22 protein-coding genes and 1 tRNA gene are annotated in these 26,617 nt (G+C 72.1%); 17 read left to right on the top strand and 6 right to left on the bottom strand.

Going from position 1 to position 26,617, the window contains the following annotated elements:
* Window positions 1–243: 243 nt before the first annotated feature.
* The 10 genes from ACH4F2_RS14650 to ACH4F2_RS14695 all read left to right on the top strand — a co-directional run bounded on the left by ACH4F2_RS14650 (window position 244) and on the right by ACH4F2_RS14695 (window position 16,889).
* Window positions 244–2,649: a sodium-translocating pyrophosphatase gene (locus ACH4F2_RS14650; RefSeq protein WP_398133062.1), complete on the top strand. Its 2,406-nt coding sequence runs from the start codon at window positions 244–246 to the stop codon at window positions 2,647–2,649.
* Window positions 2,650–2,855: 206 nt separating this feature from the next.
* Complete coding sequence (locus ACH4F2_RS14655) at window positions 2,856–3,446, top strand: small secreted protein (RefSeq protein ID WP_398133063.1); 591 nt, start codon at window positions 2,856–2,858, stop codon at window positions 3,444–3,446.
* A 54-nt stretch (window positions 3,447–3,500) separates the two neighbouring features.
* Window positions 3,501–5,018, top strand: coding sequence for a methyltransferase (locus ACH4F2_RS14660; protein ID WP_398133064.1), 1,518 nt, complete (start codon window positions 3,501–3,503; stop codon window positions 5,016–5,018).
* Window positions 5,019–5,363: 345 nt separating this feature from the next.
* Window positions 5,364–5,561: a hypothetical protein gene (locus tag ACH4F2_RS14665; RefSeq protein ID WP_398133065.1), complete on the top strand. Its 198-nt coding sequence runs from the start codon at window positions 5,364–5,366 to the stop codon at window positions 5,559–5,561.
* 270 nt (window positions 5,562–5,831) lie between these two features.
* Window positions 5,832–8,690, top strand: a complete 2,859-nt coding sequence (topA, locus tag ACH4F2_RS14670; RefSeq protein WP_398133066.1) for a type I DNA topoisomerase — start codon at window positions 5,832–5,834, stop codon at window positions 8,688–8,690.
* 156 nt (window positions 8,691–8,846) lie between these two features.
* Window positions 8,847–12,290: a dTMP kinase gene (tmk, locus tag ACH4F2_RS14675; RefSeq protein ID WP_398133067.1), complete on the top strand. Its 3,444-nt coding sequence runs from the start codon at window positions 8,847–8,849 to the stop codon at window positions 12,288–12,290.
* Window positions 12,291–12,496: 206 nt separating this feature from the next.
* Complete coding sequence (locus tag ACH4F2_RS14680) at window positions 12,497–13,702, top strand: DNA polymerase III subunit delta' (RefSeq protein WP_398133068.1); 1,206 nt, start codon at window positions 12,497–12,499, stop codon at window positions 13,700–13,702.
* A gap of 105 nt (window positions 13,703–13,807) precedes the next feature.
* The gene (locus ACH4F2_RS14685) at window positions 13,808–15,421 is read left to right on the top strand and encodes an alpha/beta hydrolase (RefSeq protein ID WP_398133069.1); all 1,614 of its coding nucleotides are present in this window, start codon (window positions 13,808–13,810) and stop codon (window positions 15,419–15,421) included.
* A gap of 108 nt (window positions 15,422–15,529) precedes the next feature.
* A tRNA-Thr gene (locus tag ACH4F2_RS14690) sits at window positions 15,530–15,606 on the top strand.
* Between the two features lie 377 nt (window positions 15,607–15,983).
* Complete coding sequence (locus tag ACH4F2_RS14695) at window positions 15,984–16,889, top strand: glycosyltransferase family 2 protein (protein WP_398133070.1); 906 nt, start codon at window positions 15,984–15,986, stop codon at window positions 16,887–16,889.
* A gap of 118 nt (window positions 16,890–17,007) precedes the next feature.
* Here the strand turns inward: ACH4F2_RS14695 and ACH4F2_RS14700 are convergent, their stop codons facing one another.
* Window positions 17,008–18,696, bottom strand: a complete 1,689-nt coding sequence (locus tag ACH4F2_RS14700) for a bifunctional 3'-5' exonuclease/DNA polymerase (RefSeq protein ID WP_398133071.1) — start codon at window positions 18,694–18,696, stop codon at window positions 17,008–17,010.
* A 53-nt stretch (window positions 18,697–18,749) separates the two neighbouring features.
* Window positions 18,750–19,502: a Clp protease N-terminal domain-containing protein gene (locus ACH4F2_RS14705; RefSeq protein ID WP_398133072.1), complete on the bottom strand. Its 753-nt coding sequence runs from the start codon at window positions 19,500–19,502 to the stop codon at window positions 18,750–18,752.
* Window positions 19,503–19,827: 325 nt separating this feature from the next.
* On the opposite strand from ACH4F2_RS14705, the gene ACH4F2_RS14710 reads away from it, so the two are divergent.
* Window positions 19,828–20,967, top strand: a complete 1,140-nt coding sequence (locus ACH4F2_RS14710) for a DUF2786 domain-containing protein (protein WP_398133073.1) — start codon at window positions 19,828–19,830, stop codon at window positions 20,965–20,967.
* A 39-nt stretch (window positions 20,968–21,006) separates the two neighbouring features.
* Here ACH4F2_RS14710 and ACH4F2_RS14715 read toward each other — a convergent pair whose 3' ends face one another.
* From ACH4F2_RS14715 to rpmB, 3 genes are all read right to left on the bottom strand, one after another.
* The gene (locus ACH4F2_RS14715; protein WP_398133074.1) at window positions 21,007–21,633 is read right to left on the bottom strand and encodes a hypothetical protein; all 627 of its coding nucleotides are present in this window, start codon (window positions 21,631–21,633) and stop codon (window positions 21,007–21,009) included.
* Window positions 21,634–21,698: 65 nt separating this feature from the next.
* Window positions 21,699–22,004 (bottom strand): 30S ribosomal protein S14, encoded by a 306-nt coding sequence (gene rpsN / locus ACH4F2_RS14720; protein WP_398133075.1) that lies wholly within the window; start codon window positions 22,002–22,004, stop codon window positions 21,699–21,701.
* A 15-nt stretch (window positions 22,005–22,019) separates the two neighbouring features.
* On the bottom strand, window positions 22,020–22,256 hold the full coding sequence (gene rpmB, locus ACH4F2_RS14725) for a 50S ribosomal protein L28 (RefSeq protein ID WP_398133076.1): 237 nt from the start codon (window positions 22,254–22,256) through the stop codon (window positions 22,020–22,022).
* A gap of 73 nt (window positions 22,257–22,329) precedes the next feature.
* On the opposite strand from rpmB, the gene rpmG reads away from it, so the two are divergent.
* From rpmG to ACH4F2_RS14750, 5 genes are all read left to right on the top strand, one after another.
* Window positions 22,330–22,494 (top strand): 50S ribosomal protein L33, encoded by a 165-nt coding sequence (rpmG, locus tag ACH4F2_RS14730; RefSeq protein WP_063482661.1) that lies wholly within the window; start codon window positions 22,330–22,332, stop codon window positions 22,492–22,494.
* A 7-nt stretch (window positions 22,495–22,501) separates the two neighbouring features.
* Entirely contained in the window at window positions 22,502–22,756 is a 255-nt protein-coding gene (locus tag ACH4F2_RS14735; RefSeq protein WP_107480557.1) for a type B 50S ribosomal protein L31, read from the top strand.
* The gene (locus ACH4F2_RS14740) at window positions 22,753–24,006 is read left to right on the top strand and encodes a CobW family GTP-binding protein (RefSeq protein ID WP_398133077.1); all 1,254 of its coding nucleotides are present in this window, start codon (window positions 22,753–22,755) and stop codon (window positions 24,004–24,006) included. The genes ACH4F2_RS14735 and ACH4F2_RS14740 overlap by 4 nt, the downstream gene beginning before the upstream one ends.
* A 4-nt stretch (window positions 24,007–24,010) precedes the next feature.
* Entirely contained in the window at window positions 24,011–24,265 is a 255-nt protein-coding gene (rpsR, locus tag ACH4F2_RS14745; RefSeq protein WP_398133078.1) for a 30S ribosomal protein S18, read from the top strand.
* A gap of 285 nt (window positions 24,266–24,550) precedes the next feature.
* On the top strand, window positions 24,551–24,793 hold the full coding sequence (locus ACH4F2_RS14750) for a DUF397 domain-containing protein (RefSeq protein WP_279564253.1): 243 nt from the start codon (window positions 24,551–24,553) through the stop codon (window positions 24,791–24,793).
* Window positions 24,794–24,856: 63 nt separating this feature from the next.
* On the opposite strand, the gene ACH4F2_RS14755 is transcribed toward ACH4F2_RS14750, so the two are convergent.
* On the bottom strand, window positions 24,857–25,378 hold the full coding sequence (locus ACH4F2_RS14755) for an ATP-binding protein (protein WP_398133079.1): 522 nt from the start codon (window positions 25,376–25,378) through the stop codon (window positions 24,857–24,859).
* A gap of 356 nt (window positions 25,379–25,734) precedes the next feature.
* Between ACH4F2_RS14755 and ACH4F2_RS14760 the strand changes: the two genes are divergently transcribed.
* A complete protein-coding gene (locus ACH4F2_RS14760) occupies window positions 25,735–26,559 on the top strand; it encodes a helix-turn-helix domain-containing protein (RefSeq protein WP_398133098.1) in 825 nt (274 codons plus the stop codon).
* The last annotated feature ends 58 nt before the right edge of the window (window positions 26,560–26,617 follow it).

Consider the following 26,617-nt stretch of genomic DNA (forward strand, 5'->3'; position numbering starts at 1 on the left):
GGACCACGCATACAGTGGGCCCGTGCGGGCGTTAAGTGAATTCATTCACGATCAATCGCGCGAAAATTGGATCACGACTAATCGAACGCCGGGTGACCGTCATTAATGCCGGAAGGGCATTACTTCTTCCAGGTATTTCGGGTTGACAGGCCAATTCCTTTTGTCGTGCACTGTTTTGATCAGGTTCCGGTACCTACAATCCCGTCCACATCTTGAGCTCAGCCCAAGCGTCAAGGAGGACGAATGGCGGAGCTTTCCACACCTCAGCAGTTGGGTGACACCTCGACCGTCGCAGCCGCCGTCCTGACCGACTCGAACCGCGCCCTGGTCGCGGTCATCGCGGTCGTCGCGCTGGCCGCACTGGTGCTTGCGGGCGTCCTGGTGCGCCAGGTGCTCGCGGCGGGCGAGGGAACCGACAGCATGAAGGAGATCGCGGCGGCCGTCCAGGAAGGCGCCAACGCCTACCTGGCCAGGCAGCTTCGCACGCTCGGCGTATTCGCCGTCGTCGTGTTCTTTCTGCTCATGCTGCTGCCCGCGGACGACTGGAATCAGCGGGCCGGACGATCGATCTTCTTCCTGATCGGCGCGGCGTTCTCGGCGGCCACCGGCTATATCGGCATGTGGCTCGCGGTGCGCAGCAATGTACGCGTCGCCGCGGCGGCGCGGGAAGCGACACCGGCCCCCGGCGAACCGGAGAAGGACCTCACACTCGTCGCGCACAAAGCAACGAAGATCGCATTTCGTACGGGCGGCGTGGTCGGCATGTTCACGGTGGGGCTCGGCCTGCTGGGCGCCTGCTGCGTGGTGCTGGTGTACGCGGCCGACGCGCCGAAGGTGCTGGAGGGATTCGGCCTCGGTGCCGCGCTGATCGCGATGTTCATGCGGGTCGGCGGCGGCATCTTCACCAAGGCCGCCGACGTCGGCGCCGACCTGGTCGGCAAGGTCGAGAAGGGCATTCCGGAGGACGATCCGCGCAATGCCGCGACCATCGCCGACAACGTGGGCGACAACGTCGGCGACTGCGCGGGCATGGCGGCCGACCTCTTCGAGTCGTACGCCGTGACCCTGGTGGCCGCGCTGATCCTCGGCAAGGTCGCCTTCGGCGACGCGGGACTGGCTTTCCCGCTGCTGGTGCCGGCGATCGGCGTGATCACGGCCATGATCGGCATCTTCGCGGTGGCGCCCCGGCGGTCCGACCGCAGCGGCATGAGCGCGATCAACCGGGGTTTCTTCATCTCCGCGGTGATCTCGCTGGTGCTGGTGGCGGTGGCCGTCTTCGTCTACCTGCCCGGGAAGTACTCGGAGCTGGACGGCGTCACCGACGCGGCGATCGCCGGCCGGGACGGCGACCCGCGGATCCTCGCACTCGTCGCGGTGGCGATCGGCATCGTGCTCGCCGCCCTGATCCAGCAGCTCACCGGCTATTTCACCGAGACCACCCGACGCCCCGTCAAGGACATCGGCAAGTCCTCGCTCACGGGCCCGGCGACCGTCGTTCTCGCCGGGATCTCGCTCGGCCTCGAATCCGCCGTCTACACCGCCCTGTTGATCGGCCTCGGTGTCTACGGGGCCTTCCTGCTCGGCGGTACGTCGATCATGCTGGCGCTGTTCGCGGTTGCGCTGGCCGGCACCGGCCTGCTCACCACCGTCGGTGTGATCGTCGCGATGGACACCTTCGGACCGGTCTCCGACAACGCGCAGGGCATCGCCGAGATGTCCGGCGACGTCGAGGGCGCCGGCGCCCAGGTGCTGACCGACCTGGACGCGGTCGGCAACACCACCAAGGCCATCACCAAGGGCATCGCCATCGCCACCGCAGTCCTCGCGGCTGCGGCCCTGTTCGGGTCGTACCGCGACGCCATCACCACCGGCGCGGCGGACGTGGGCGAGAAACTCAGCGGTGAGGGCGCGCCGATGAGCCTGATGATGGACATCTCGCAGCCCAACAACCTGGTCGGTCTCATCGCGGGCGCGGCGGTCGTCTTCCTCTTCTCGGGGCTGGCGATCAACGCGGTGTCGCGGTCGGCGGGCGCGGTGGTCTTCGAGGTGCGGCGGCAGTTCCGGGAGCGGCCCGGAATCATGGACTACAGCGAGAAACCCGAGTACGGCAAGGTCGTCGACATTTGCACCAGGGACGCCCTGCGCGAACTCGCCACGCCGGGGCTGCTCGCCGTCATGGCGCCCATCTTCATCGGGTTCACGCTCGGCGTGGGCGCGCTCGGCGCCTTCCTGGCCGGCGCGATCGGCGCGGGCACACTGATGGCGGTGTTCCTCGCCAACTCCGGTGGTTCCTGGGACAACGCCAAGAAACTCGTCGAGGACGGTCACCACGGCGGCAAGGGCAGTGAGGCCCACGCCGCCACCGTCATCGGCGACACGGTCGGTGACCCCTTCAAGGACACCGCGGGCCCGGCGATCAACCCCCTGCTGAAGGTCATGAACCTGGTGGCGCTGCTCATCGCTCCGGCGGTCATCAAGTTCTCCTACGGCGCCGACAAGAGCGTCGGCGTACGGGTGGGGATCGCCGTTGTCGCGTTCGCCGTCATCGCCGCGGCGGTCTACGTCTCCAAGCGGCGCGGCATCGCCATGGGTGACGAGGGCGACGCCGACGAGGAGCCCAAGTCGGCGGACCCGGTGGTGGTTTCGTAGTTCCCGGCTCGGCGCTTTCCTGAAGACGCAGGGCAAAAGGCGGGCGTACGGCGCGTTTTGACGCGGCGTACGCCCGTGTCGTGCGCGCGTGCGCCGTTCATCGTGAGCCTTCTCTCTCTTGGTGCAAATGGCTTCAATACGGTCTTAATGGATGTTCGTCCTGCGGAGGTCCCCCGTCCGGCGTGTATGTTCCGGGGCCGAGAGCCATGGAAGGGACCAATCCGGTGAACAAGAAGCTCGCGGCCGCACTGTCCGGCGGTGCGGTACTGGTACTGGCGCTGACGGGATGCAGCAGCAGCGACGACAACGACAAGCTGGACTCCTGGGCGAAGGAGGTCTGCGACGGAGTGCAGCCGCAGGCCAAGAAGATCGAGGCGGCCAACGCGGCGATCCAGAAGGAGACCTCGGACAACAGCACGCCGGAAGAGGTCCAGAAGACCGACGCCAAGGCGTTCCAGGACATGTCCGACGCCTACAAGGCGATGGGCAGCGCCGTCCAGAAGGCCGGGGCGCCGGACGTCGAGGACGGCGAGAAGAAGCAGAAGGACGCGGTCACCGAGCTCAACGGCCTCTCCTCGTCGTACGCCTCCCTGAGGAAGCAGGTGGAGGAGCTCGACACCAAGGACCAGGCGAAGTTCGCCGACGGCCTCAAGGGCATCGCCACCGAGCTGAACAAGCTCAGCAAGAGCGGCAGTGACGCGCTGAAGACCCTCGAGGAGGGCGACGTCGGCCAGGCGATGGCCAAGCAGGCCAGTTGCAAGTCGGCCTCGGTGACGCCGTCGGCCGCGGCCGGCTGACCTTCGCGTCACGGGCACGGGGCGGGGTGCGGGCCGCAGGGCCACAATGGGGGAGTGAGTAACGCCAGCCTGTCCCCACTGCCCTCCGCCGACCACCCCGACGTCACCGCCCGGTTGCGGGACGCCCTGCTCGGGGCGTCCTTCACCGCCGACGGGCTGCTGGAGCTGCTCGGCGCCCCCGCCTACGCGGCGCTGTCGCGCAGCGAGACCGTGCCCGCGCTCCGGGCCACCCGCGGCGACACGCCGCTGGAGCTGCTCGTACGGCTGTTCCTGCTCCAGCAACCCGCCCTCCACGCGCGCGTGGCGGACGTGCTGCCCGTCGACGCGTGCCTGGAGAGCGGGTGGCTCGTCCGCGCGGGCGACGACGAGGTGACGGCAACCGTGGACGTACGGCCGTACGGCGGCCCCGGGGGCGAGGACTGGTTCATCGTCTCCGACCTGGGCTGCGCGGTCGGCGGCGCCGGTGGCATCGGCAACCACGCCGAGGGCGTCGTCCTCGGCGTCGGCGGCGCCTCCATGACCCTCGCGGGCCTCACCGTCCGTACGCCCGTCTCGGCGGCCCTGGACCTCGGCACCGGCTCCGGCATCCAGGCCCTGCACGCCGCCGCCCACGCCACGCGCGTGACGGCGACCGACGTCAACCCGCGCGCGCTGCACATCACCGCGCTCACGCTCGCCCTGTCCGGGGCCCCGGCCGCCGATCTGCGCGAGGGGTCCCTCTATGAGCCGGTCGACGACGACGAGACGTACGACCTGATCGTCTCCAACCCGCCGTTCGTGATCTCACCGGGAGCCCGCCTCACCTACCGCGACGGCGGGATGGGCGGGGACGATCTGTGCCGCTCCCTCGTTCAGCAGACGGGGGAGCGCCTGAACGAGGGCGGGTTCGCGCACTTCCTCGCCAACTGGCAGCACGTGGAGGGGGAGGACTGGACGGACCGGCTGCGCTCCTGGGTGCCGCGCGGCTGCGACGCCTGGATCGTGCAGCGCGAGGTGCAGGACGTCACGCAGTACGCGGAGCTGTGGCTCCGGGACGCGGGCGACCACCGAGGTGACGCGGCCGAGTACCAGGCGCGCTACGACGGGTGGCTGGACGAGTTCGAGGCGCGCAAGGTGAGGGCCGTCGGCTTCGGCTGGATCACACTGCGCCGGACCGGGTCCGCCGAGCCCTCGATCACGGCCGAGGAGTGGCCGCACCCGATCGAGCAGCCGCTCGGCGAGACCGTGCGCGCGCACTTCGACCGCGTCGACTACCTGCGCGCCCACGACGACGCGGCCCTGCTCGAGGCGCACTTCACGCTGGCCGGCGAGGTCGTCCAGGAGCAGGTCGGACTGCCCGGCGCCGAGGACCCGGAGCACGTCGTCCTGCGCCAGAACCGCGGCATGCGCCGGGCCACCCGGGTCGACACGGTCGGCGCCGGTTTCGCGGGTGTCTGCGACGGCACCATGAGCGCGGGCCGCATCCTGGACGCCATCGCCCAGCTGGTGGGCGAGGACCCGGTGGCGCTGCGCGACCGCACGCCCGCGCAGATCCGGCTGCTGGTGGAGCAGGGATTCCTCGAACCGGCGTAGAGACGGCGCCGCCGGTCCTCGCCGCCTGGCACCCGGGCCCGCACCCGGGCCCGCACCCGGGCCCGTCGCCGTGCCGTCCGGGCCGTTCCCGTACGGTCCGGCCCCGTTCCCGCAGCGCGTGGGCGGCCCCGTTGCCGTGCGGCACATCGGACCCGTTGCCGTGCGGCATCGGCTCCGTTCCCGTGCGGTCCGGCCTCGTTCCCGTACGGGAAGAACGAGCCACGGACAGGGGGCCGTCGATCCGTCGGCTCCCCGTTCACCTCGGGTTCGCCTGCCCGCCGCCGTCGCGTGACAGCCTCCCGGAGGCTGGACACGCGCAGGTTGGAGAAAAGGGGCACGGGAACCATGGAGAGCGGGCCGGCGATCTTCGCGGGATTGGTGTTCGCCCTGTTCGGAGCCGGTCTGCTGGTGTGGACCGCGACGCGGGTCCGGCACGGCCGGCCCGTCGCCCACGGTGTGAGCCCCGTCGCATCGGCGGCCTTCGCGAGCGTCGCCGGGGTCGTCGCTCTCCTCGTCGGGGCATGGTGCCTGACGCGCGTGTGAGCGGCCGTTTCCGGCCCCCGGCCGCACCCCCGCCCGAGTAACCGGGGGATCGCGCTCCGAATACACGCATCTGGACCGGTAAACACTCCGGGCGGCAGGAACAGGCTTCGTCGGGTTACCGTTCGAGTGGCCGTTGCGGGCTTTTCCCGTTTGACACGGGGGCGGGAGGTACCGTCACACTCCGCAGCGTCACGACCGAAATGCAGAACGACCCCGACCCCGGGAACACTGCCTGGGGAGGCCCAGCGTCGACCGGAGAGAAGAGCGAAGTTGTCCCCGACCAGCGAGACCGCGAAGGGCGGCCGCCGACTCGTCATCGTCGAGTCGCCTGCCAAGGCGAAGACGATCAAGGGCTATCTCGGCCCTGGCTACGTCGTCGAGGCGAGCGTCGGGCACATCCGCGACCTTCCCAGCGGCGCCGCGGAGGTGCCCGAGAAGTACACCGGTGAGGTCCGCCGCCTCGGTGTGGACGTCGAACACGACTTCCAGCCGATCTATGTGGTCAACGCTGACAAGAAGGCACAGGTCAGGAAGCTCAAGGACCTGCTGAAGGACTCCGACGAGCTCTTCCTCGCCACCGATGAGGACCGCGAGGGCGAGGCCATCGCCTGGCACCTGCAGGAAGTCCTCAAGCCGAAGATCCCCGTCAAGCGCATGGTGTTCCACGAGATCACCAAGGACGCGATCCGCGCCGCCGTCGCCAACCCGCGCGAGCTCAACCAGAAGCTCGTCGACGCCCAGGAGACCCGCCGCATCCTCGACCGCCTCTACGGCTACGAGGTCTCGCCGGTCCTCTGGAAGAAGGTCATGCCGAAGCTGTCGGCCGGCCGCGTCCAGTCCGTCGCCACCCGCCTCGTGGTCGAGCGGGAACGCGAGCGCATGGCGTTCCGTTCCGCCGAGTACTGGGACCTGACGGGCACCTTCGCGACGGGCCGCGCGGGAGACGCCTCCGACCCGTCGTCGCTGGTCGCACGCCTGCAGACCGTCGACGGGCGGCGGGTCGCCCAGGGCCGCGACTTCGACTCCCTGGGCCGGATCAAGAGCGCGAACACCCTCCACCTCGACGAGGCGAACGCCCGCGGGCTCGCCGCCGCCCTGGAGAACACCCGCTTCGCGGTCCGCTCCGTCGAGTCCAAGCCGTACCGCCGCTCGCCGTACGCCCCGTTCCGTACGACGACACTCCAGCAGGAGGCGAGCCGCAAGCTCGGCTTCGGCGCCAAGGCGACCATGCAGATCGCCCAGAAGCTGTACGAGAACGGCTACATCACGTACATGCGTACGGACTCGACGACCCTGAGCGACACGGCGGTCACTGCCGCACGTGCCCAGGTCACGCAGCTGTACGGCGCCGACTACCTCCCCGCCCAGCCGCGTACGTACGCCGGCAAGGTCAAGAACGCGCAGGAGGCGCACGAGGCGATCCGCCCCTCCGGCGACCGCTTCCGCACGCCCGCCGAGACCGGGCTCACCGGCGACCAGTTCAAGCTGTACGAGCTGATCTGGAAGCGGACCGTCGCCTCCCAGATGAAGGACGCGACCGGCAACAGCGTCACCGTGAAGATCGGCGGTGCCGCCTCCGACGGCCGGGACGTCGAGTTCAGCGCGTCCGGCAAGACGATCACCTTCCACGGCTTCCTGAAGGCCTACGTCGAGGGCGCCGACGACCCGAACGCCGAGCTGGACGACCGCGAGCGCCGGCTGCCGCAGGTCGCCCAGGGCGACGCGCTGACGGCCGAGCAGATCACGGTCGACGGCCACGCCACCAAGCCCCCGGCCCGCTACACCGAGGCGTCGCTGGTCAAGGAGCTGGAAGAGCGCGAGATCGGCCGCCCGTCGACGTACGCGTCGATCATCGGCACGATCCTGGACCGCGGCTACGTCTTCAAGAAGGGCACGGCGCTCGTCCCGTCCTTCCTCTCCTTCGCCGTCGTCAACCTCCTGGAGAAGCACTTCGGGCGGCTCGTCGACTACGACTTCACCGCCAAGATGGAGGACGACCTCGACGCCATCGCCCGCGGCGAGGCCCAGGCGGTGCCGTGGCTGCGGCGCTTCTACTTCGGTGAGGGCGACGGCGCCGGGAACGGCGGCGCGGCCGACGCGGGCAACGGCGACGGGGACCACCTCGGCGGCCTCAAGGAGCTGGTGACCGACCTCGGCGCGATCGACGCGCGCGAGGTGTCGTCCTTCCCCGTCGGCAACGACATCGTGCTGCGCGTCGGCCGCTACGGCCCGTACGTCGAGCGCGGTGAGAAGGACGCCGAGAACCACCAGCGCGCCGACGTCCCCGAGGACCTGGCCCCGGACGAGCTGTCCGTCGAGCTGGCGGAGGAACTGCTCGCCAAGCCGAGCGGCGACTTCGAACTGGGCACCGACCCGGCCACCGGCCACGCCATCGTCGCCAAGGACGGCCGCTACGGCCCGTACGTCACCGAGATCCTCCCCGAGGGCACCCCGAAGACCGGCAAGAACGCCGTGAAGCCCCGTACGGCCTCGCTGTTCAAGACGATGGCGCTGGACACGGTCACCCTCGACGACGCCCTGAAGCTCATGTCGCTGCCCCGCGTCGTCGGCGCCGACGCGGAGGGCGTCGAGATCACCGCGCAGAACGGCCGCTACGGCCCGTACCTGAAGAAGGGCACGGACTCGCGGTCCCTCACCTCCGAGGACCAGCTCTTCACGATCACGCTGGAGGAGGCGCTGGCGATCTACGCCCAGCCCAAGCAGCGTGGCCGGGCCGCGGCCAAGCCGCCGCTGAAGGAACTGGGCACCGACCCGGTCAGCGAGAAGCCCGTCGTGGTCAAGGACGGCCGCTTCGGCCCGTACGTCACCGACGGCGAGACCAACGCGACCCTGCGCTCCGGCGACAGCGTCGAGGAGATCACGCCGGAGCGCGGCTACGAGCTGCTCGCCGAGAAGCGCGCCAAGGGGCCCGCCAAGAAGACGGCGAAGAAGTCCACCGCGAAGAAGGCCCCGGCCAAGAAGGCGACGGCGAAGAAGACCGCGGCCAAGAAGACGACCGCCGCGAAGACGACCGCCGCGAAGAAGACCACCGCCAAGACCACGGCGAAGACCGTGGCGAAGAAGGCGGCCACCAAGAAGGCGACCGCCGCCAAGGCGTCGGAGGACTGAGCCCGCTTCAGGAACCGCTCGGCGCTCCAAGGGCTCACCGTGCGCGCTCCGTGCGCTCTTCGCGAAACGAACGCCCCGGCATCATTTCGGTGTCGGGGCGGGCGTGCGTTCGGCCGGGCACGCCGGACTGTCGGTGACGGCAGATAGGCTGAACGCATGACGCGAGCCGAGCAGCCAACGGCCACTCACCCCGCCCCGGACGACGCCCTGGTCGCGGACTCCCGCGAGCGCGCCGTCCGCGCCCTGCTGCGCCGACCGCAGCTGAGGCGGTTGTGGAGCGCACAGCTCGTGGGGGGTGTCGGCGACATCCTCGCCCTCCTGGTGCTGGTCCTCCTCGCCGTCCAGGCCGCGATCGGCGCGGGCTCGTTCGGCGGGGGCTACCGGGGCGTGGCGTTCGCAGTGGCGACCGTTTTCGGCGTACGCATTCTGGCGACGCTGCTCTTCGGCGCCGTACTTCTCGGGCCCCTCACCTCACTCACCTCGCAGGACGGCCCGCTCGACCGCCGCTGGACCATGGTCGGCGCCGACGGGCTGCGGGCCGCGCTGCTGATCGTCGCCCCGCTGTGGATCGACTGGACGCCGGACGACGCGCTCGCCGTCCTCCTGGTGACCGCCTTCGTCACCGGCGTCGCCGAGCGCTTCTGGACGGTGTGCCGGGAGAGCGCGGCCCCCGCGCTGCTGCCCGCGCCGCCCCTGGAGGGCGCGACGGTACGACCGCTGCCGGACCACATGGACGCGCTGCGCCGCCTGTCGCTGCGTACGGGCTTCGTGGCGATCCCCCTCGCCGGCGCCGTGCTGGTCGTCGCGGGACTGCTGAACAACCTGCTGGGCGCCGGCATCGACTGGTTCGCCGAGCACCAGGCGGCGCTCGGCTCGTACGTCGCGGCCGGGCTGTTCGCCGCGTCCCTGTCCGTGGTGACCTTCCTGGAGCTGCCCGGCGTCCGCACCCCGCGCGCGCGGTCGCCGCTGGAGGGCATGCGCCGCCCGAAGAGCGGCACCGGCGTCGACAAGGGCCGCACCGGAGTCCTCCCCCTGCTGGTACTCGCCTGCGCGGCGGTCGCCGCCGTGGTGTCCGCCGTGGTCGCCGTGGCGGTGCTGCACGCCAAGGACCTGGGCGGCGGCCCCGTGCTGTACGGGCTGATGGTGGGCGCGCTGACCGGCGGCGTCGTCGTCGGCATCCGTACGGCCCCCGCCCTGCTGCCGTCCCTGTCGCGCCGGCGGCTGCTGGCCCTGGCGATCGCCTTCGCCGGCGTCACCCTGCTGGCCGCCGGGCTCGTCCCGGACGACACCACCGTGCTGCTGCTCCTCGCCCTGGCCGGCGTAGGCGCGGGCGTGACCGCCAACACCGGACACACGCTGCTCGACCAGGAGACCGAGGACGCCCGCCGGACACGGACGACCGAGCACCTGCACGCCGTCGTCCGCGTGTACGTGGCGCTCGGCGCGGTCGTCGCGCCCGTGATGGCGGCCACCATCGGACCGCACCGGCTGGAGAACGGCCGGTTCGTCTTCGCACACGGCGGTGCCGCGTTCATCCTGATGCTGGCGGGCGCGCTGCTGCTGCCGGTGGCCGCGCTGGTGCTGGCCAAGGTCGACGACCGCTCCGGGGTGCCGCTCAGGCACGACCTGCGGGACGCGCTGCTCGGGGGCGACGACCCGGAGCCGACGCCCGTCGCGAACGGATTCTTCATCGCCCTGGAGGGCGGTGACGGCGCCGGGAAGTCCACCCAGGCCGAGGCCCTCGCCGAGTGGATCAGGGGCAAGGGACACGAGGTCGTGCTGACGCGCGAGCCGGGAGCGACGCCGGTGGGCAAGCGCCTGCGCTCCATCCTGCTGGACGTGTCCAGCGCCGGTCTGTCGCACCGCGCGGAGGCCCTGCTGTACGCCGCCGACCGCGCGGAGCACGTCGACACCGTGGTCCGGCCCGCGCTGGAGCGCGGCGCCGTGGTCATCTCCGACCGGTACATCGACTCCTCGGTGGCCTACCAGGGCGCGGGCCGTGACCTGTCGCCGACCGAGATCGCCCGCATCAACCGCTGGGCGACCAACGGGCTCGTACCGCACCTGACGGTCCTGCTGGACGTCCCGCCGGAGACCGCGCGCGAACGGTTCACCGAGGCGCCGGACCGGCTGGAGTCGGAGCCCGCCGAGTTCCACGCGCGCGTGCGCTCCGGTTTCCTGACCCTGGCCGCCGCCGACCCCGGGCGCTACCTCGTCGTGGACGCGGGCCAGGAACCCGAGGCCGTCACCACCGTCGTACGCCACCGGCTCGACCAGGTGCTGCCCCTGTCCGAGGCCGAGATCAAGGCCGCGGAAGAGGCACGCCGCAAGGCCGAGGAGGAAGCGCGCCGCAAGGCCGAGGAAGAGGCCGCGCGCAAGGCGGAGGAGGAGCGCCTGGAGCGCGAGCGCCTCGAACAGCTGGAGCGGCTGCGCGCCGAGGAGGAGGAGCGCAAGCGGCGCGAGCTGGAGGAGGCACAGCGGCGCGAGGCCGAACGGCAGGCGGAGGAGGCCCGGCAGCGGGCCGAGGAAGCACGCCGGAAGGCCGAGGAGGAGCGGGCGCGTCTCCTCGCGGAGGAGAAGGCACGGGCCGAGGAGGAGGCGCGGCTGCGGGCCGAGGAGGAGCGGCGCCGCAAGCAGGCCGAGGAGGAGGCGCGGCTGCGGGCCGAGGCCGAGGCCCGGCGCCTGGAGAAGCAGCGCAAGGCCGAGGAAGCCCTGATGCGGGCCGAGGAGGCACGCCGGGCGGCGGAGCAGGCGGCGGCAGCGGCCGCGGCGGGTCCGAAGCCGACGGCACCTCCCGCGGCGGACGCACCCCGTCCGGCGCCGTCCGCTCCGGCCGCCTCGAGTTCCTCGAACCCCTCGAACCCCTCGAACCCTACGGATCCCTCGGACGCGATGACCGTGCCGACGCCGGTCGTGACCCCGACGAACGCCTCCGGCGGGCCGGTGGAGGACACGGCGGTGCTGCGGCCGGTGCGGGACTCGCGGGACGACCACCGGGGCGATGCCGAGGACGACGCCCGGGGCGGGCGCGGCGACGACGGACGGGCGCCCGGAGCATCGGGGGCCTCCGGACCCGAGTCCGAGTCCGGACCCGAGTCCGAGTCCGAGTCCGAAGTGACGACCGAGCTGCCCATGCCGCCGGTGCCGCCCGGTGCGGCGGACGAGACGGCGGTGCTCCCGGCGGTGGAGCCGCGGGCCGCCGACGAGACGGCGATGCTGCCGCCCGTGACGCCGGGAGCCGCCGACGAGACGGCGGTGCTGCCCCGCGTACGCGAGGAGGACCCGGCCGACCGGGTCCCTCCGGGGTACTTCCGGGAGGAGGCCCCGGCCCCCGGCCCCGACCGGCCGGAGTCGCCTCAGGAGCGGACGCGCGAGCTGCCCCAGATCGACCCCGGTCAGGCGCCGCCCCGCAGGCGGCGCTCGGACTGGGCCGAGGAGACGCCGCTCGACGACCTGCCGACGCTGGCGGACGAGCTGCTCGGCCCGCGCGACGGCGAGCGCGACACCGGGCGCGAAGGAGACGGCCGGGGTGCCGGAGGCCGAGGTGACGGCCGCGACGGGGACGAGGGCCGCCGGGGGAAGGGGCGGGGACGGCGCTGACGGGCCGGACCCCCAGCTGCGGTTCTCCGTCCGCCGCCCGTGACCACGGGCGGCCGGGCATCCGTTGTCAGTGCCGCCCCGCACAATGGAGGACGCGACGCGGAGTGCGGAGCGCGCTCCGGAATGCGGAGCGTGGAGCGCGGTCCGGAGTGTGGAGCGCGGCGTGGAGCAGTGCGGCGGAGTGTGACGGAAGGACGGTGTGACCCATGGCCGTGTGGGACGACCTCGTCGGGCAGGAGAAGGTGAGCGAGCAGCTCGCCGCCGCTGCCCGGGACGCCGACGCCTTCGTCACCGCCGCCGCGGCCGACGGTCCGCTCCCCGAGACGTCGAGCATGACTCACGCCTGGCTGTTCACCGGCCCGCCCGGCGCCGGGGTGACGCAGACGGCGCGGGCCTTCGCCGCCGCACTGCAGTGCGTGAGCCCCGACCGCGCGCTCGGCGGCGTCCCCGGCTGCGGCTTCTGCGACGGATGCCACACGGCGCTCATCGGTACTCACGCGGACGTCAGCACGGTGGCGGCCGTGGGCGCCGAGATCCTCGTCAAGGACATGCGTGACACCGTCCGCAAGTCGTTCACCTCGCCGGCGACCGGCCGCTGGCAGATCATCCTCGTCGAGGACGCCGAGCGGCTCAACGAGAAGTCCGCCAACGCCGTCCTCAAGGCCGTCGAGGAGCCCGCCCCGCGTACCGTCTGGCTGCTGTGCGCCCCGTCCGTCGAGGACGTCCTGCCCACGATCCGCTCCCGCTGCCGCCACCTGAACCTGCGCACGCCGTCGGTCGAGGCCGTCGCCGACATGCTCGTACGGCGCGAGGGCATCGAGCCGGACGTCGCCGCCGCGGCGGCCCGCGCCACCCAGGGCCACGTCGACCGCGCCCGCCGGCTGGCCACCGACCCGGCGGCCCGGGCGCGCCGGGCAGCCGTGCTGAAGCTGCCGCTGCGGGTCGAGGATGTCGGCGGCGCGCTCAAGGCGGCCCAGGAGCTGGTCGACGCGGCGGCGGAGGATGCCAAGCAACTCGCCGAGGAGATGGACGCCAGGGAGACCGACGAGCTGAAGGCGGCGCTGGGCGCGGCCCAGGGCGGCCGGCTGCCGCGCGGTACGGCGGGCGTCATGAAGGAGCTCGAGGACAAGCAGAAGCGCCGTAGAACCCGTACCCAGCGTGACAGCCTCGACCTCGCCCTGGCCGACCTGACGGCCTTCTACCGCGACGTCCTCGCCCTCCAGCTCGGCTCCCGCGTGGCGATCGCCAACGCCGACGCCGAGGACACCCTGCAGCGCCTCGCCGGCACCGGCACCCCGGAGTCCACCCTGCGCCGCATCGAGGCGATCGCCGCCTGCGGGACGGCCCTCGACCGCAACGTGCCGCCGCTGCTCGCGGTGGAGGCGATGACGATGGCGCTCAGATCGGGCTGAACCTCCGGGGCCCGGAGTCCGTGACCGCGGTCGGCGGCGTAACACGTACGAGGCGCCACGAACACGCTGAGCGTCGAGCCGATCGCTGAGAGTTACCCTCACTGAATGGACACAAGGCGCACTCACCGCAGGACCCGCATCGGCAGGACCCGTACCGGAGCCACGCTCCTGGCCGCCGCGCTGCTCGCCACCGCCTGCTCGGCCGGGGGCGCGTCGACGCCCGCCGGTGCGGCGGAGGCGGCCGGAGCGACGGAGGCGGCGGAGTCGTACCTGGCCGCGCTGTCGCAAGCCACGCCCGCCGCCCTGACGCCGTACTACGAACAGAAGCTGAGCTGGCGCGACTGCGGTGTCCCCGGCTTCCAGTGCGCCACCATGAAGGCCCCGCTCGACTACGCGAAACCGGCCGAGGGGGACGTCCGGCTCGCCGTGGCCCGCAAGAAGGCCACCGGCCCGGGAAAGCGGCTCGGGTCACTGCTGGTGAACCCGGGCGGACCGGGCGGTTCGGCGATCGGCTACCTCCAGCAGTACGCCGGTATCGGCTACCCGCAGAAGGTCCGCGCCCAGTACGACATGGTGGCCGTCGATCCCCGGGGAGTGGCCCGCAGCGAGCCCATCGAATGCCTCGACGGCCGCGAGATGGACGCCTACACGCGGACGGACGTCACCCCGGACGACGAGCGCGAGGCGGGCGAGCTGGTCGGCGCCTACAAGGAGTTCGCCGAGGGCTGCGGAGCGGACGCGCCGAAGCTGCTGAGGCACGTGTCGACCGTCGAGGCGGCCCGTGACATGGACGTCCTGCGGGCGGTGCTCGGCGACGAGAAGCTGACCTACGTGGGTGCCTCGTACGGCACGTTCCTCGGCGCGACATACGCCGGCCTGTTCCCGGACCGGGCGGGGCGGCTCGTCCTGGACGGCGCGATGGACCCGTCCCTGCCCGCACGCCGGCTCAACCTGGAGCAGACGGCCGGCTTCGAGACGGCGTTCCAGTCCTTCGCGAAGGACTGCGTACGGCAGCCCGACTGCCCCCTCGGCGGCAAGGGGACCACCCCCGGCCGGGTCGGCAAGAACCTGAAGGCCTTCTTCGACGACCTGGACGCCGAACCGATCCCCACCGGCGACGCCGACGGCCGCAAGCTCACCGAGTCCCTGGCCATCACCGGCGTGATCGCCGCGATGTACGACGAGGGCGCCTGGCAGCGGCTGCGCGAGTCGCTGACCTCGGCGATGAAGGAGAACGACGGCGCCGGCCTGCTGGTCCTGTCCGACGGCTACTACGAGCGCGAGTCCGACGGCGGCTACAGCAACCTGATGTTCGCCAACGCCGCCGTGAACTGCCTGGACCTCCCCGCGGCCTTCTCCTCCCCGGACGAGGTGCGCGACGCCCTCCCCGAATTCGAGAAGGCCTCCCCGGTATTCGGCGAGGGCCTCGCCTGGTCCTCCCTGAACTGCGCCTACTGGCCGGTGAAGCCCACCGGTGAACCGCACCGCATCGAGGCCGCCGGCGCCAACCCGATCGTCGTGGTCGGCACCACCCGCGACCCGGCCACTCCGTACCGCTGGGCCGAGGCCCTGGCCGGCCAGCTCTCCTCCGGCCGCCTCCTCACCTACGAGGGCGACGGCCACACCGCCTACGGCCGCGGCAGCACCTGCATCGACTCCGCGATCAACGCCTACCTCCTGCGCGGCACCCCGCCCGTGGACGGCAAACGCTGCTCGTAGCTGCCCCGTACCCGCCCCGGAACCCAGCGCTCCGGGGCGGGTACGAAGCACCCCGCGAAACTGTGTAGACTTACCGACGTTGCTGATCGCACCATAGGTGCGCAGCGCGCCGCCTTAGCTCAGATGGCCAGAGCAACGCACTCGTAATGCGTAGGTCTCGGGTTCGAATCCCGAAGGCGGCTCCAATGAACCCCAGGTCAGAAGGTTGATGACCTGGGGTTTTCTGTATGAGCGCCGGATGTCGGGACCGGGTCGGGGCCGGCCGGGGGTGTCCTGGAGGACGCGGTTCAGAACACGGTTGTTGGCCGTCGGCCGCCCGGACGTGGCCGTCGCGCGGTTGTCCGGCGCCGGGCCCCGGTTCGCCCACGGTTCACCCACGATCGGTGCGGCCCGGCTGCCGTCCGCTGCTCGACAAGCCGGCGCCGGCCGAGGACACGGTTTCGCCGCGCCGGTCGCAGCCGCCGGTGCGGCGAACCGCGGGGCCACCGGCGGCGTACGCCGTGGAACCGCGCCGTGAACGGCTAGCATCGCGCACAGGTTGTCGGCCGGACGAGGTGAGGGCATGCACGAGGACACAGGTGCGCCGAGGATCGCCGTCGCCGTGGTGACCATGGGGAACAGGCCCGCCGAGGTCGATGCCCTGCTGGAGTCCGTGGCCAGGCAGGACAGCCCGCCCGCGCGCATCGTGATCGTCGGCAACGGCTGCCCGCTGCCCGAGTTCGCCGCGCGGCTGTCGCTGCCCGGTGAGGTCACGTCGATCGAGGTCGACGAGAACCTGGGCTGCCCCGGTGGCCGGAACGTGGGGCTCGCGCGGTTGCGGGAGTTCGGCGACACCGACGTGGTCGTGGAACTGGACGACGACGGGCTGCTCGTCGACACCGATGTGCTGTGCCGGGTGGGCGAGCTGTTCGCCGCCGACGACCGGCTCGGCATCGTCGGGTTCCGGATCGCCGACGAGAACGGCGAGACGCAGCAGCGGCACGTCCCCCGGGTCGGCGCCGGTGACCCCATGCGGGGCGGGTACGTCACCGGGTTCCTCGGCGGCGGGCACGCTTTCCGGTCGGCGATGCTCGACGAGATCGGCGACTGGCCCGCCGAGTTCTTCTTCGCGCACGAGGAGACCGACCTCGCCTGGCGCGCGGCCGACGCCGGGTGGCGGGTCCTCTACGCGCCCGAACTGCTGCTCCAGCACCCGAAGACATCGCCCGCCCGGCACGCCGTCTACTTCCGGGTCAACGCCCGCAACCGGGTGTGGCTCGCCCGCCGCCGGCTGCCGCTGCCGCTCATCCCTGTGCACCTCGGCGTGTGGATACTGCTCACACTGGCGCGCAACCGGTCGTTCGCCGGGCTGCGTGCCTGGTTCGGCGGGTTCGTGGAGGGCGTGCGGAGGCCTGCGGGGGAGCGACGGCCGATGCGCTGGCGCACGGTGGGGCGGCTCACCCGGCTGGGACGGCCGCCCGTCATCTGAATCGCTGTCCACCGGGCGCCCGGAGGGCACAAAAGGCTCGGTGATCGTCCGGCGTCCGATGACTCCGTCGTGCTCGGAGAACTGCCGGCGTTTTCGGGGAACTGACGGCGTCCGCTGGTTATTTGGCGTCCGCGTAGCAATCCACCACCGCCGTCGTGAACGGAAACCGCACCGGTGTGCGCCCGAACGTCAGCTGTCCCGCCAGCTCCGCCGCCTCCCTGATCGCGGTGACGACGGCGTCCGCCTCCTCCTCGGGACAGTGCACGATCACCTCGTCGTGCTGGAAGAAGACCAGTTCCGCCGCCATGTCCGCCAGAGCCTGCCGGAGCGCGGCGAGCAGCAGCAGGGCCCAGTCGGCGGCGCTGCCCTGGACGACGAAGTTACGCGCGAAGCGGCCCCGCGCGCGGGCGTTGGTAGAGGCGTAGCCGGGCACCCACTCCTGCTGGTCCGGGTCCTCGGAAGGCCCTGCCTGCGGCAGGCCCGCCTCCTCGGCTCCGTCGGCCGCGCCGGCCGCAGGTGGGCAGGTGCGCCCCAGCCAGGTCCGCACGAGCCGGCCCTCTTCGCCCGCGCGGGCCGCGTCGTCGACGTACGCCACCGCCTTGGGGAAGCGGCGTCTGAGCGCGGCGAGGTTCTTCAGGCCGTCGCCGGAGGTCTGGCCGTAGACCGCGCCGAGCACCGCGAGTTTGGCCTGGGCGCGGTCTCCGGAGAAGGCGCGGTCGGACACCGACTGGTAGAGGTCGGTGTCCCGGCCGGCCACCTGCATCAGCCCGGGGTCGCGGGAGATCGCCGCCAGCACGCGCGGTTCCATCTGGTCGGCGTCGGCGACGACCAGTCGCCAGCCCGGGTCGGCGACGACGGCCCGCCGGATCACCTTGGGGATCTGCAACCCGCCCCCGCCGTTGGTCACCCAGCGGCCGGTGACGGTGCCACCGGCCAGGAACTCGGGGCGGAACCGCCCGTCGCGCACCCAGTCCTGCAGCCAGGACCAGCCGTGGGCGACCCAGATCCGGTACAGCTTCTTGTACTCGATCAGCGGCTTCACGGCCGGATGGTCGACCGCTTCGATCTCCCACCGGCGGGTGGAGCCGACCTTGATCCCGGCCTGCGTGAACGCCTTGACCACGTCCGCGGGCAGGTCGGGCCGCACCCGGCGCCCGAAGGCCGCGGACACCTCATCCGCCAGCTCGGCCAGGCGGCGCGGCTCGCCCCCGCCCGCGTACCGCTCGCCGAGCAGGTCGTGCAGTACCTCGCGGTGGACGTCGGCCCGCCAGGGCAGGCCGGCGCGGTTCATCTCGGCGGCCACCAGCATGCCCGCCGACTCGGCCGCCGTGAGCAGCCGCATCCTGTCGGGGTGCGCGGACCTGTCGTGGCGGCGCTGCTGCTCGGCGTAGACGGCGAGCAGGTCCTCCAGGGGCAGGTGGACGGCCTGGGGCTCGAACAGCGAGGACTGGGCGCCCGGCTCGGCGGAGCGCTGCGGCGGGTCGGGCGGTACGGGGCCGCCGTGCAGCCGGGCCAGGGCCGCCGCGGCCGAGCGCGGCTCCCCGTACCTGCCCTCGTGGCCGAGGAGGAGGGTTTCGGCGGCCTCCACGTCATAGCACCGCTGCACTCGCACTCCCGCGGCGAGCAGGCGCGGACCTGTCTCGGCGGTGGACCGCCACACCCAGCGCGCGACGTCCGGTCTGCTCCGCACGGCCTCGACGAGATCGGCCTCCCGCCGCACCGGGCCGGCGGGCAGCCCGTCGGGGCCGAGGGGGGCGACCTCCACGCCACCGTCCTCGGCCACGGCGAGCGCCCACCGGTCGGCCATGACGCGAGTGTCGCAGGGGGGTCTGACAACGGCCCCCGCCGTGCCCGGGGGCCTCAGCCCTCTCCCTGCCCGGGCTCCGGCTCCTCGGTCACCTTGATGAACTTCGCCAGCATCTCGGTGACGTAGCGCTCGATGGCCTCCTTGTCGAGGCCCAGTCCGTTGAGGACACCCTCGCCGTTCTCGTGCTCCAGCAGGGCGAGCAGGATGTGCTCGGTGCCGATGTAGTTGTGGCCGAGGCGCAGGGCTTCGCGGAAGGTGAGTTCGAGGACCTTCTTGGCCGCGGGGCCGTAGGGCACCAGCTCCGGGACCTCCGCGGCGGCGGGCGGGAGCGCCGCGGTCGCCGCCGCGCGGACCGCGTCGAGGGTCACGCCCTGCGCGGCGATCGCCTTGGCGGCGAGGCCCTCGCGTTCGGTGAGCAGGCCGAGGACGAGGTGCTCGGGCACGCCCTCGGCGGAGCCGGCGGTCTTGGCCGCGTGGTGGGCGGCCATCACGGCTTCACGCGCGCGGGGGGTGTAGCGGCTGAAGCCCTGGCTCGCGTCCAGGTCGGCCGACTCCTTGGGCACGAACCGCTTCTGCGCGGCCTGCCGGGTGACGCCCATGCTCTTGCCGATGTCCGTCCAGGACGCGCCCGAACGACGGGCCTGGTCCACGAAGTGTCCGATGAGGTGATCGGCCACCTCACCGAGGTGCTCGCCGGCGATGACGGCGTCCTGGAGCTGTTCGAGCGGCTCCGCGTGGACCTTCTTGATCGCGGTGATGAGTTCGTCGAGGCGTACGGATGACGTGATGCTCGGGTTCGTCGTCATGTGTCAACCGTAGGTTGCCAACCCAGGGACGTCAACCCGTGGTTGACAGTCCAGTCCGATATCCGCGGTGCGTACGGCTACTTCGGCGACGCCACCACCAACCGCACCGCCAGTCCCGTGAACACCGTCCCGGAGACGTTCAGCCAGCGGTTGACCGGGGCGCTGCGCCTGAGCAGGCCCGCCAGCCGCCCCGACAGCAGGCCGAGGAAGCCGTCCCGCGTAGAGAGTCGTGTCCACCATGCGCGCCATGCTCGTCGCCCGTCGGCGCGGCCCCGCGCAATTCCGCGGAGTGAGACGGGGCGGGGGCCCGTGGCACCATCGCCGGGTGAGTACGCCCCGCACCGTCGACCGTGCCTTCGAGACCGCCCTGTACGACGTCGCCGACGACGCCCTCGACACCGCGGCCTCGCTGCTCGCGGCCGACCCGGCGGCCGACGCGGAACTCGCCCGGCGCGGCGAGGAGTTCGTGGCCACGGCCTGGCGGCGCGGCTGGCAGCCCGCCGACCTCGTGCGGTTCGTGCGGCGCGAGCTGGACGACGTCCACGTACGGCTGGTGGCGGCGCTGATCCGCGCCGAGGCCCCGCAGGACCGTCCGCGAGGCCCCCGCTGGGCCGCGCAGCTCGACGACATGCCGGGCCAGGCGCCGCCCCGCACCGACCGCTTCTCGCACGCCACCGCCGTACTGGAGCTGTACCGCCTGCTGCTGCGACTGCCCACCCTGGAACCCCTGGAGGCGGGGCAGCCGGGGGAGGGGCCCGGCCGGCAGAACCGGCCCGAGTCCCGCGCCCTCGCCCGCATCCGCGCACTGCTCGCCAAGGCGGAGGCGACCGGGTACCCGGAGGAGGCGGAGGCGCTCAGCGCCAAGGCGCAGGAACTGATGGCCCGGCACAGCGTCGACGAGGCGCTGCTGTCGGCGCACGCGCCGTCGCCCGACGCCCCGGGTGCCTGCCGGATCGGGGTCGAGCCGCCGTACGAGCAGGCCAAGGCGGTGCTGCTGGATGCGGTGGCCGACGCCAACCACTGCCGGGCCGTGTGGAACGAACCCCTCGGCTTCTCCACCGTCGTCGGCTTCGAGGCCGACCTGGACGCGGTCGAACTCCTCTACACCTCCCTCCTGGTGCAGGCCGAGGCCGCGATGGCGAAGGCGGAGGCGACGCAGCGGGCCGGCGGGCGCAAGCGGACCAAGGCCTTCCGTCAGTCGTTCCTCGCCGCCTACGCCCACCGTGCGGGCACCCGGCTCCGGGCCGCGGCGGAAGCGGCCACCGCCGGGGCCGGCACGGACGCGGACGTGGACCTCCTGCCCGTCCTCGCCTCCCGAGAGGTCGCGGTCACCGACCGCCTGGAGCGCATGTTCCCGGAGACGACGACGACCCGCCTGCGCGGCGCCGCCGACGCGGCGGGCTGGACGGAGGGCACCCGCGCGGCCGACCATGCCCGGGTCGGCCGCCGGCGCCCGCTTCCGTAGCCGCCGTCCCGAACTGCCCGGGGGCGGGGGAGACGCGGCTCAGGAGCCGAGGCCGGCCGTGGGCAGTCCGGGCGGCAGCGACCCGCCCTCGGACCGGGTGTACGTCTCCTCACCGAGGCCGCCCTGCCACGTCACCTCGAGCGACGTCCCGTCGACCGGCCCGACGGTGCCGGTCGCCCGGTCGTCGCTGCCGTCGGTGCATGTGAGACGGATCGTCAGGGTGCCCGAGTCCTCACCGGTGGTGCCACTGCACACGGCCCCGCCCGTGGTGAAGAGGGCGGCCTTGTCGTCGTTGACCATCAGCGCGACGGCCTGGCCGCCGGTGGTGGCCAGCCAGCTGCCCTCCAGCCCGCCGGCGGGGGAGCCGGCGGACGGCGACCCGCCGTCACCGGTACCGGCACTCGCGGACGGGCTCACGGACCCACTCGCGGACGCGCTGGGCACGGCCGAGGACCTGTCGCCCCCGCCGGAGCCCCCGCCCGGTCCGCTGCCGGAGCCCCCGTCCGAGCCGGCGTCGTCGGAGTCCCCGCCGTCGGTGCACGCGGTCAGCGCCAGCGCGCCCACCAGCCCGACGGCGACGGCCGCGGCCCGCAGGGACCGCCGCCCCGCCCGCCTGCCAGACACCTTCGCCGTGCTCTCCCTGTTCTCCGCAGTCACCAACGTCACCGGAAGCTCCAAGCTGTCGCCGGACGGCCGGGTCGGCCCAAGACAGCCGCAAGCTACCAGGGCGACTACCAGGACGACTTGCGGACTCCGGGCAGATGTCCGGCGTGTGCCTGCTCACGCAGGTTCACCCGGGACAGGCCGAAGACACGGAGGTAACCGCGCGGGCGCCCGTCGATCTGGTCGCGGTTGCGCACGCGCGTGGGGCTGGCGTCGCGGGGCTGCCTGCGCAGTTCCTCCTGAGCGGCGAGCCGTTCGGCCCCCGACGAGGACGGCCTGCGGATGATCTCCTTCAGCTCGGCCCGGCGCGCGGCGTACCGCGCGACGGTCTTCTGCCGCTGCTCGTTCTTCGCGATCTTGCTCTTCTTCGCCATCGGACTCTCAGCCCCTCAGACCTTCACCCCGCGCGCGCGGATGCGCGCCACGGCCGCCTCGACGCCGATCGCGTCGACCGTTCTGATCGCCTTCGTGCTCAGTCGCAGCCGTACGTGCCGGCCCTCGCCCGGCAGCCAGTAGCGCTTGGTCTGGATGTTGGGGTCGAAGCGGCGGGAGGTCCGCCGGTGGGAGTGCGAGATGCGGTTGCCGAAGCCGGGTCGGGTGCCGGTCAGCATGCAGTGGGCGGACACGGTGACGTACCTCTCCTTCGGGGCTGGAAGCCCCCTAGCTGTTAATGGAATTCATTTTCAGTAAGATAGCAGCATGGCACGCAACGAACTCCGCCCGGTCATCAGACTCCGGTCCACCGCCGGGACCGGCTTCACCTACGTCACCCGCAAGAACCGCCGCAACGACCCGGACCGGCTGACCCTGCGCAAGTACGACCCGGTCGCCGGCCGCCACGTCGACTTCCGAGAGGAGCGCTGAACCCGCCATGCGCAAGGGAATCCACCCCGAGTACCGCCCGGTCGTCTTCCGCGACCGCGCCGCGGACTACGCCTTCCTCACCCGCTCGACCATGACAAGTGAGCGCACGATCGAGTGGGAGGACGGGCACACCTATCCGGTCGTCGACGTCGAGATCTCGAACGTCAGCCACCCCTTCTACACCGGCACCGCCCGCGTCCTGGACACCGCCGGCCGGGTGGAGCGCTTCGAGCGGCGGTACGGGAAGCGGGGCGGGGCGTGAGCGGGCCGGACCGCCGGGCCCTGCCGGTGGCCATCGTCGGCGGGCTGCACGCCGACGCCCGCAGGGCGGCCGTGGCCCGGCTGCTGGCCGACGTGCCCGGCAGCGTCGTCCTCCACCACGACCTGGCGACGGCCACCGCGGGCACGGTCGTACGGACCGTCCGGGACGCCACCGGCATCCTGTCCGCCGGCGAGGCGCCCCTGGTCAACGACTGCGCGTGCTGCGCCCTGCGCGAGGACCTCGTCCCCGAGCTGGAGCGGCTGGCGGACGCCGGAGGCACCCCGCTCGCGGTCGTCGAGCTGTGGGACTCCGTCGAGCCCAAGGCCATGGCGGAGGTGGTGACGGCCGGCGGCTTCACCGTCACCGGAGTGATCACCGCCGTCGACCCGGCGCTGGTACTGCCCTACCTCGGCAACGGCGACGACCTCGCCGAGGGCGGCCTCGCCGCCGCGGCCACCGACCGGCGCACCGTCGCCGACACCTTCGCGCGCCAGCTGGAGTACGCCCCGGTCCTCGCCCTCGTCGAAACCCCCGACCCTCTCGACCCCCTCGCCGGCTCCCCCGGGGCCGACGACGAGGACCGCGAGCTGCTGGCCCAGCTGCATCCGACGGCCCGCCGGGTCCCGATCGGCCACGGCGCCCCGGCGGGCGCACCACCCGCGCCCTCGGACGTGACCCGGGGGGCGTCCTCACCCGCGTCGTCAGCCGCGTCCTCGGAACTGGCGCGGGCCGCCCTCGCGGGCTTCGACGTGGAGGCCGCGGCGGCGGCTCAGCACCCGGCCTGCGCCCTGCTGCCCGCCGAGGCCGACGCGCACGGCGTCGCCACTCTCGTCTGGCACCGGCGCCGCCCCTTCCACCCCGAGCGCCTGTACGCGGCGCTGGAGGACCTGACCTGTGCCGCCGCCCGCAGCCGGGGCAGGTTCTGGCTCGCCGGCAAGGGGGACACGCTGCTGCACTGGGACGCCGCGGGCGGGGCCCTGTGCGTGGAGAGCGCGGGGCCGTGGCTCGCGTCACTGCCCGACGCCGCCTGGGAGCTGGTCCCGCCGGTGCGCCGCGCCGCCGCCGCGCTGGACTGGCACCCCGAGCACGGCGACCGCTGCCAGCACCTGGTCTTCACGTCCCCCGGTCTCGATTGCGAGGGCCTGGAACGGCTTCTGGAGTCCTGCCTGCTGACCGACGCCGAGTACGCCGCCGGGCAGGCCGCCTGGGAGCGGCTGCCGCCCGCCTTCGACACCCTCCTGGAGGTCTGACCCCGTGCCCCGCAAGAGCGACCGCAGCGACCGCAAGAGCGACAGCAGGTCCGCCAGGCCGCGGCCCAACCCCCTGGACCGGGCCGAAGTGACGTACATCGACTACAAGGACACCGACCTGCTGCGAAAGTTCATCTCCGACCGCGGCAAGATCCGCAGCCGCCGCGTCACCCGCGTGACGTCCCAGCAGCAGCGGCAGCTGGCCAGGGCGGTCAAGAACGCGCGCGAGATGGCGCTGCTGCCGTACACCGCGCGCTGATCCACGCCACCGGGGCCCGCTCCCGACGAGCGGGCCCCGGTGTTGTTGCATGTTGATGCATGTTCTTGGATTCCGGGGGGCATACGGGGAACGACTTGCCGGGAGCGGGCGTCAGAGAGAGCAAGGACTTCTGAGTGCGGCGGCCGATGAGGCTGTAACCGCGGGAACACCGCGCGTGCACGTGCATTTGCTCATGCATCTGCACGAGGAACAGGGTTATGATCCGGACCAGTTGACCACTGCATCAATGGCCACATCAGCCAGTGCACCACCGGGGAGCGACCTGTGGACCACGACGTGTACAACGGCATGGCCGCCACGCAGCTGCACGACGCGGCCTGGCAGAAGAGCCGGCACAGCAACTCGCAGGGCTCCTGCGTGGAGTTCGCGCGGCTGCCCGACGGTGCGGTGGCGGTGCGCAACTCCCGCTTCCCCGACGGTCCCGCGCTCGTCTACACGCGCGCCGAGATCGAGGCCATGCTGCTGGGCGTCAAGGACGGCGAGTTCGACCACCTGATCGCGAGCTGACACGCGCTGATCGCGAGCTGACACGCGTAGAACCGCGACGCGCGCAGGCGTCGCGGTCCGTCGTCACTCGAAGGTCCGGTCCACCGTCTCGTCGGGCTTGTGGAGCCGGAACAGCGCCCAGACCACCTTGCCGTTGAGCGTTCCGGCGAGAGGGTGCCAGCCCCAGCTGTCGCTGAAGGAGTCGACGAGGAACAGGCCCCGGCCGGACTCCGCCGAGAAGTCGTCCGCGTCACGGGTCACCGGACTGTCGTGACTGGGATCGCGCACCGCGCAGACCAGGCGCTCGGTCCAGCGCATCAGGTGCAGCCGGACGGGGCCGTTCTGCTCGCCGTGCCGCGGGGTGTCGGCGGGCAGCGCGTGCCGCAGGGCGTTGGTGACGAGCTCCGAGACCACCAGGCAGACGTCGTCGAAACGGTCGCCCGTGTCCCAGCCGTCGAGCGTTCTGCGGGTGAACCCCCGGGCCTCGCGCACCGCTTCGTAGCGCGGCGGCAGGGCGCAGGAGGCGGCGTTGGACACGGCCGCGGGGTCGAGTGGTGGAAGGCCCTGCCGTAACGGCTCGAGCATGGTCGATCCATTCGTCCCCATGCGAGGCACTCCCGGGAATTCGCGGTCATAGCGATGCGGCGCGGTGGTGCGGGACCATGGTTTCCGATGCGTACCGCAGATGCAAGGGCAGATGCACGTGCACGTGACCGAAATGGACCTGCCCGTACCGCTTGTTGGTCAATTTTTCCGTCATCTTCGCCCCGCCTTCACCTCACTCGGCGGCCGCTTTCCGCCCCCTTCGTGCAGGGTCCTGCACGATCCCTTTGGCTCGATTCCGTTTCCGTAACCGGACGAGTACTGCTCGAAGTGTTTTAGTGGCAGACTTCGGCCCCTGAAGACGGCTGGGGAGGCTGGCGAACGTGAGCGCGGGAGAGCCCGGATCGGTGGTGCGGCGCATGCTGCTCGGATCACAGCTCAGGCGGCTGCGTGAGACGCGGGGGATCACGCGGGAGGCGGCGGGCTACTCGATCCGCGCCTCGGAATCGAAGATCAGCCGGATGGAGTTGGGCCGGGTGAGCTTCAAGACGAGGGACGTCGAGGACCTGCTGACGCTGTACGGCATCACGGACGAGCAGGAGCGCGCCTCGCTGCTGTCCCTGGCCAAGGAGGCCAACGTCGCCGGGTGGTGGCACAGTTACTCCGACGTACTGCCCAGCTGGTTCCCCACCTACGTGGGCCTGGAGGGCGCGGCCGCACTCATCCGCGTGTACGAGGTGCAGTTCGTGCACGGCCTGCTCCAGACCGAGGAGTACGCCCGCGCGGTCGTCCGGCGCGGCATGAAGGGCGCCGGCGAGGCGGACGTCGAACGGCGCGTGGCGCTGCGCCTGGAGCGGCAGAAGCACCTCGTCGCCGAGAACGCCCCCGAGTTCCACATCGTCCTGGACGAGGCCGCGCTGCGCCGTCCGTACGGTGACCGCGCGGTGATGCGCGGCCAGCTCCAGCACCTGATCGACATGTCCGAACGCCCCAACGTGCGGCTGCAGATCATGCCGTTCGGCTTCGGCGGACACTCGGGCGAGAGTGGCGCGTTCACGATCCTCAGCTTCCCCGAGTCCGACCTGTCGGACGTCGTGTACCTGGAGCAGCTCACCAGCGCGCTGTACCTGGACAAGCACGAGGACGTCTCCCAGTACGAGACGGCGCTGAAGGAACTCCAGCAGGACAGCCCGGGGCCGGACGAGAGCCGGGACCTTCTCCGGGGACTTCTCCAACTCTCCTGAAACGTAAGTACGATGACGCCCTATCAGGCGGCTCGCTCGCGGCGGCTGCGGCAGCTAG

This window comes from Streptomyces sp. NPDC017890 (genome assembly GCF_044328675.1).
Lineage (GTDB): Bacteria > Actinomycetota > Actinomycetes > Streptomycetales > Streptomycetaceae > Streptomyces.

Bases quoted from the DNA above. Each gene is read 5' to 3' on its own strand.
- ACH4F2_RS14705 (WP_398133072.1), bottom strand. From the start codon at position 19,502: ATGACGACGAACCCGAGCATCACGTCATCCGTACGCCTCGACGAACTC.
- ACH4F2_RS14665 (WP_398133065.1), top strand. From the start codon at position 5,364: ATGGAGAGCGGGCCGGCGATCTTCGCGGGATTGGTGTTCGCCCTGTTC.
- ACH4F2_RS14680 (WP_398133068.1), top strand. From the start codon at position 12,497: ATGGCCGTGTGGGACGACCTCGTCGGGCAGGAGAAGGTGAGCGAGCAG.
- ACH4F2_RS14755 (WP_398133079.1), bottom strand. From the start codon at position 25,378: ATGGGGACGAATGGATCGACCATGCTCGAGCCGTTACGGCAGGGCCTT.
- ACH4F2_RS14685 (WP_398133069.1), top strand. From the start codon at position 13,808: ATGGACACAAGGCGCACTCACCGCAGGACCCGCATCGGCAGGACCCGT.
- rpsN (WP_398133075.1), bottom strand. From the start codon at position 22,004: ATGGCGAAGAAGAGCAAGATCGCGAAGAACGAGCAGCGGCAGAAGACC.
- ACH4F2_RS14735 (WP_107480557.1), top strand. From the start codon at position 22,502: ATGCGCAAGGGAATCCACCCCGAGTACCGCCCGGTCGTCTTCCGCGAC.
- rpmG (WP_063482661.1), top strand. From the start codon at position 22,330: ATGGCACGCAACGAACTCCGCCCGGTCATCAGACTCCGGTCCACCGCC.
- ACH4F2_RS14655 (WP_398133063.1), top strand. From the start codon at position 2,856: ATGGAAGGGACCAATCCGGTGAACAAGAAGCTCGCGGCCGCACTGTCC.
- ACH4F2_RS14695 (WP_398133070.1), top strand. From the start codon at position 15,984: ATGCACGAGGACACAGGTGCGCCGAGGATCGCCGTCGCCGTGGTGACC.
- ACH4F2_RS14760 (WP_398133098.1), top strand. From the start codon at position 25,735: ATGCTGCTCGGATCACAGCTCAGGCGGCTGCGTGAGACGCGGGGGATC.
- ACH4F2_RS14700 (WP_398133071.1), bottom strand. From the start codon at position 18,696: ATGGCCGACCGGTGGGCGCTCGCCGTGGCCGAGGACGGTGGCGTGGAG.
- tmk (WP_398133067.1), top strand. From the start codon at position 8,847: ATGACGCGAGCCGAGCAGCCAACGGCCACTCACCCCGCCCCGGACGAC.
- ACH4F2_RS14650 (WP_398133062.1), top strand. From the start codon at position 244: ATGGCGGAGCTTTCCACACCTCAGCAGTTGGGTGACACCTCGACCGTC.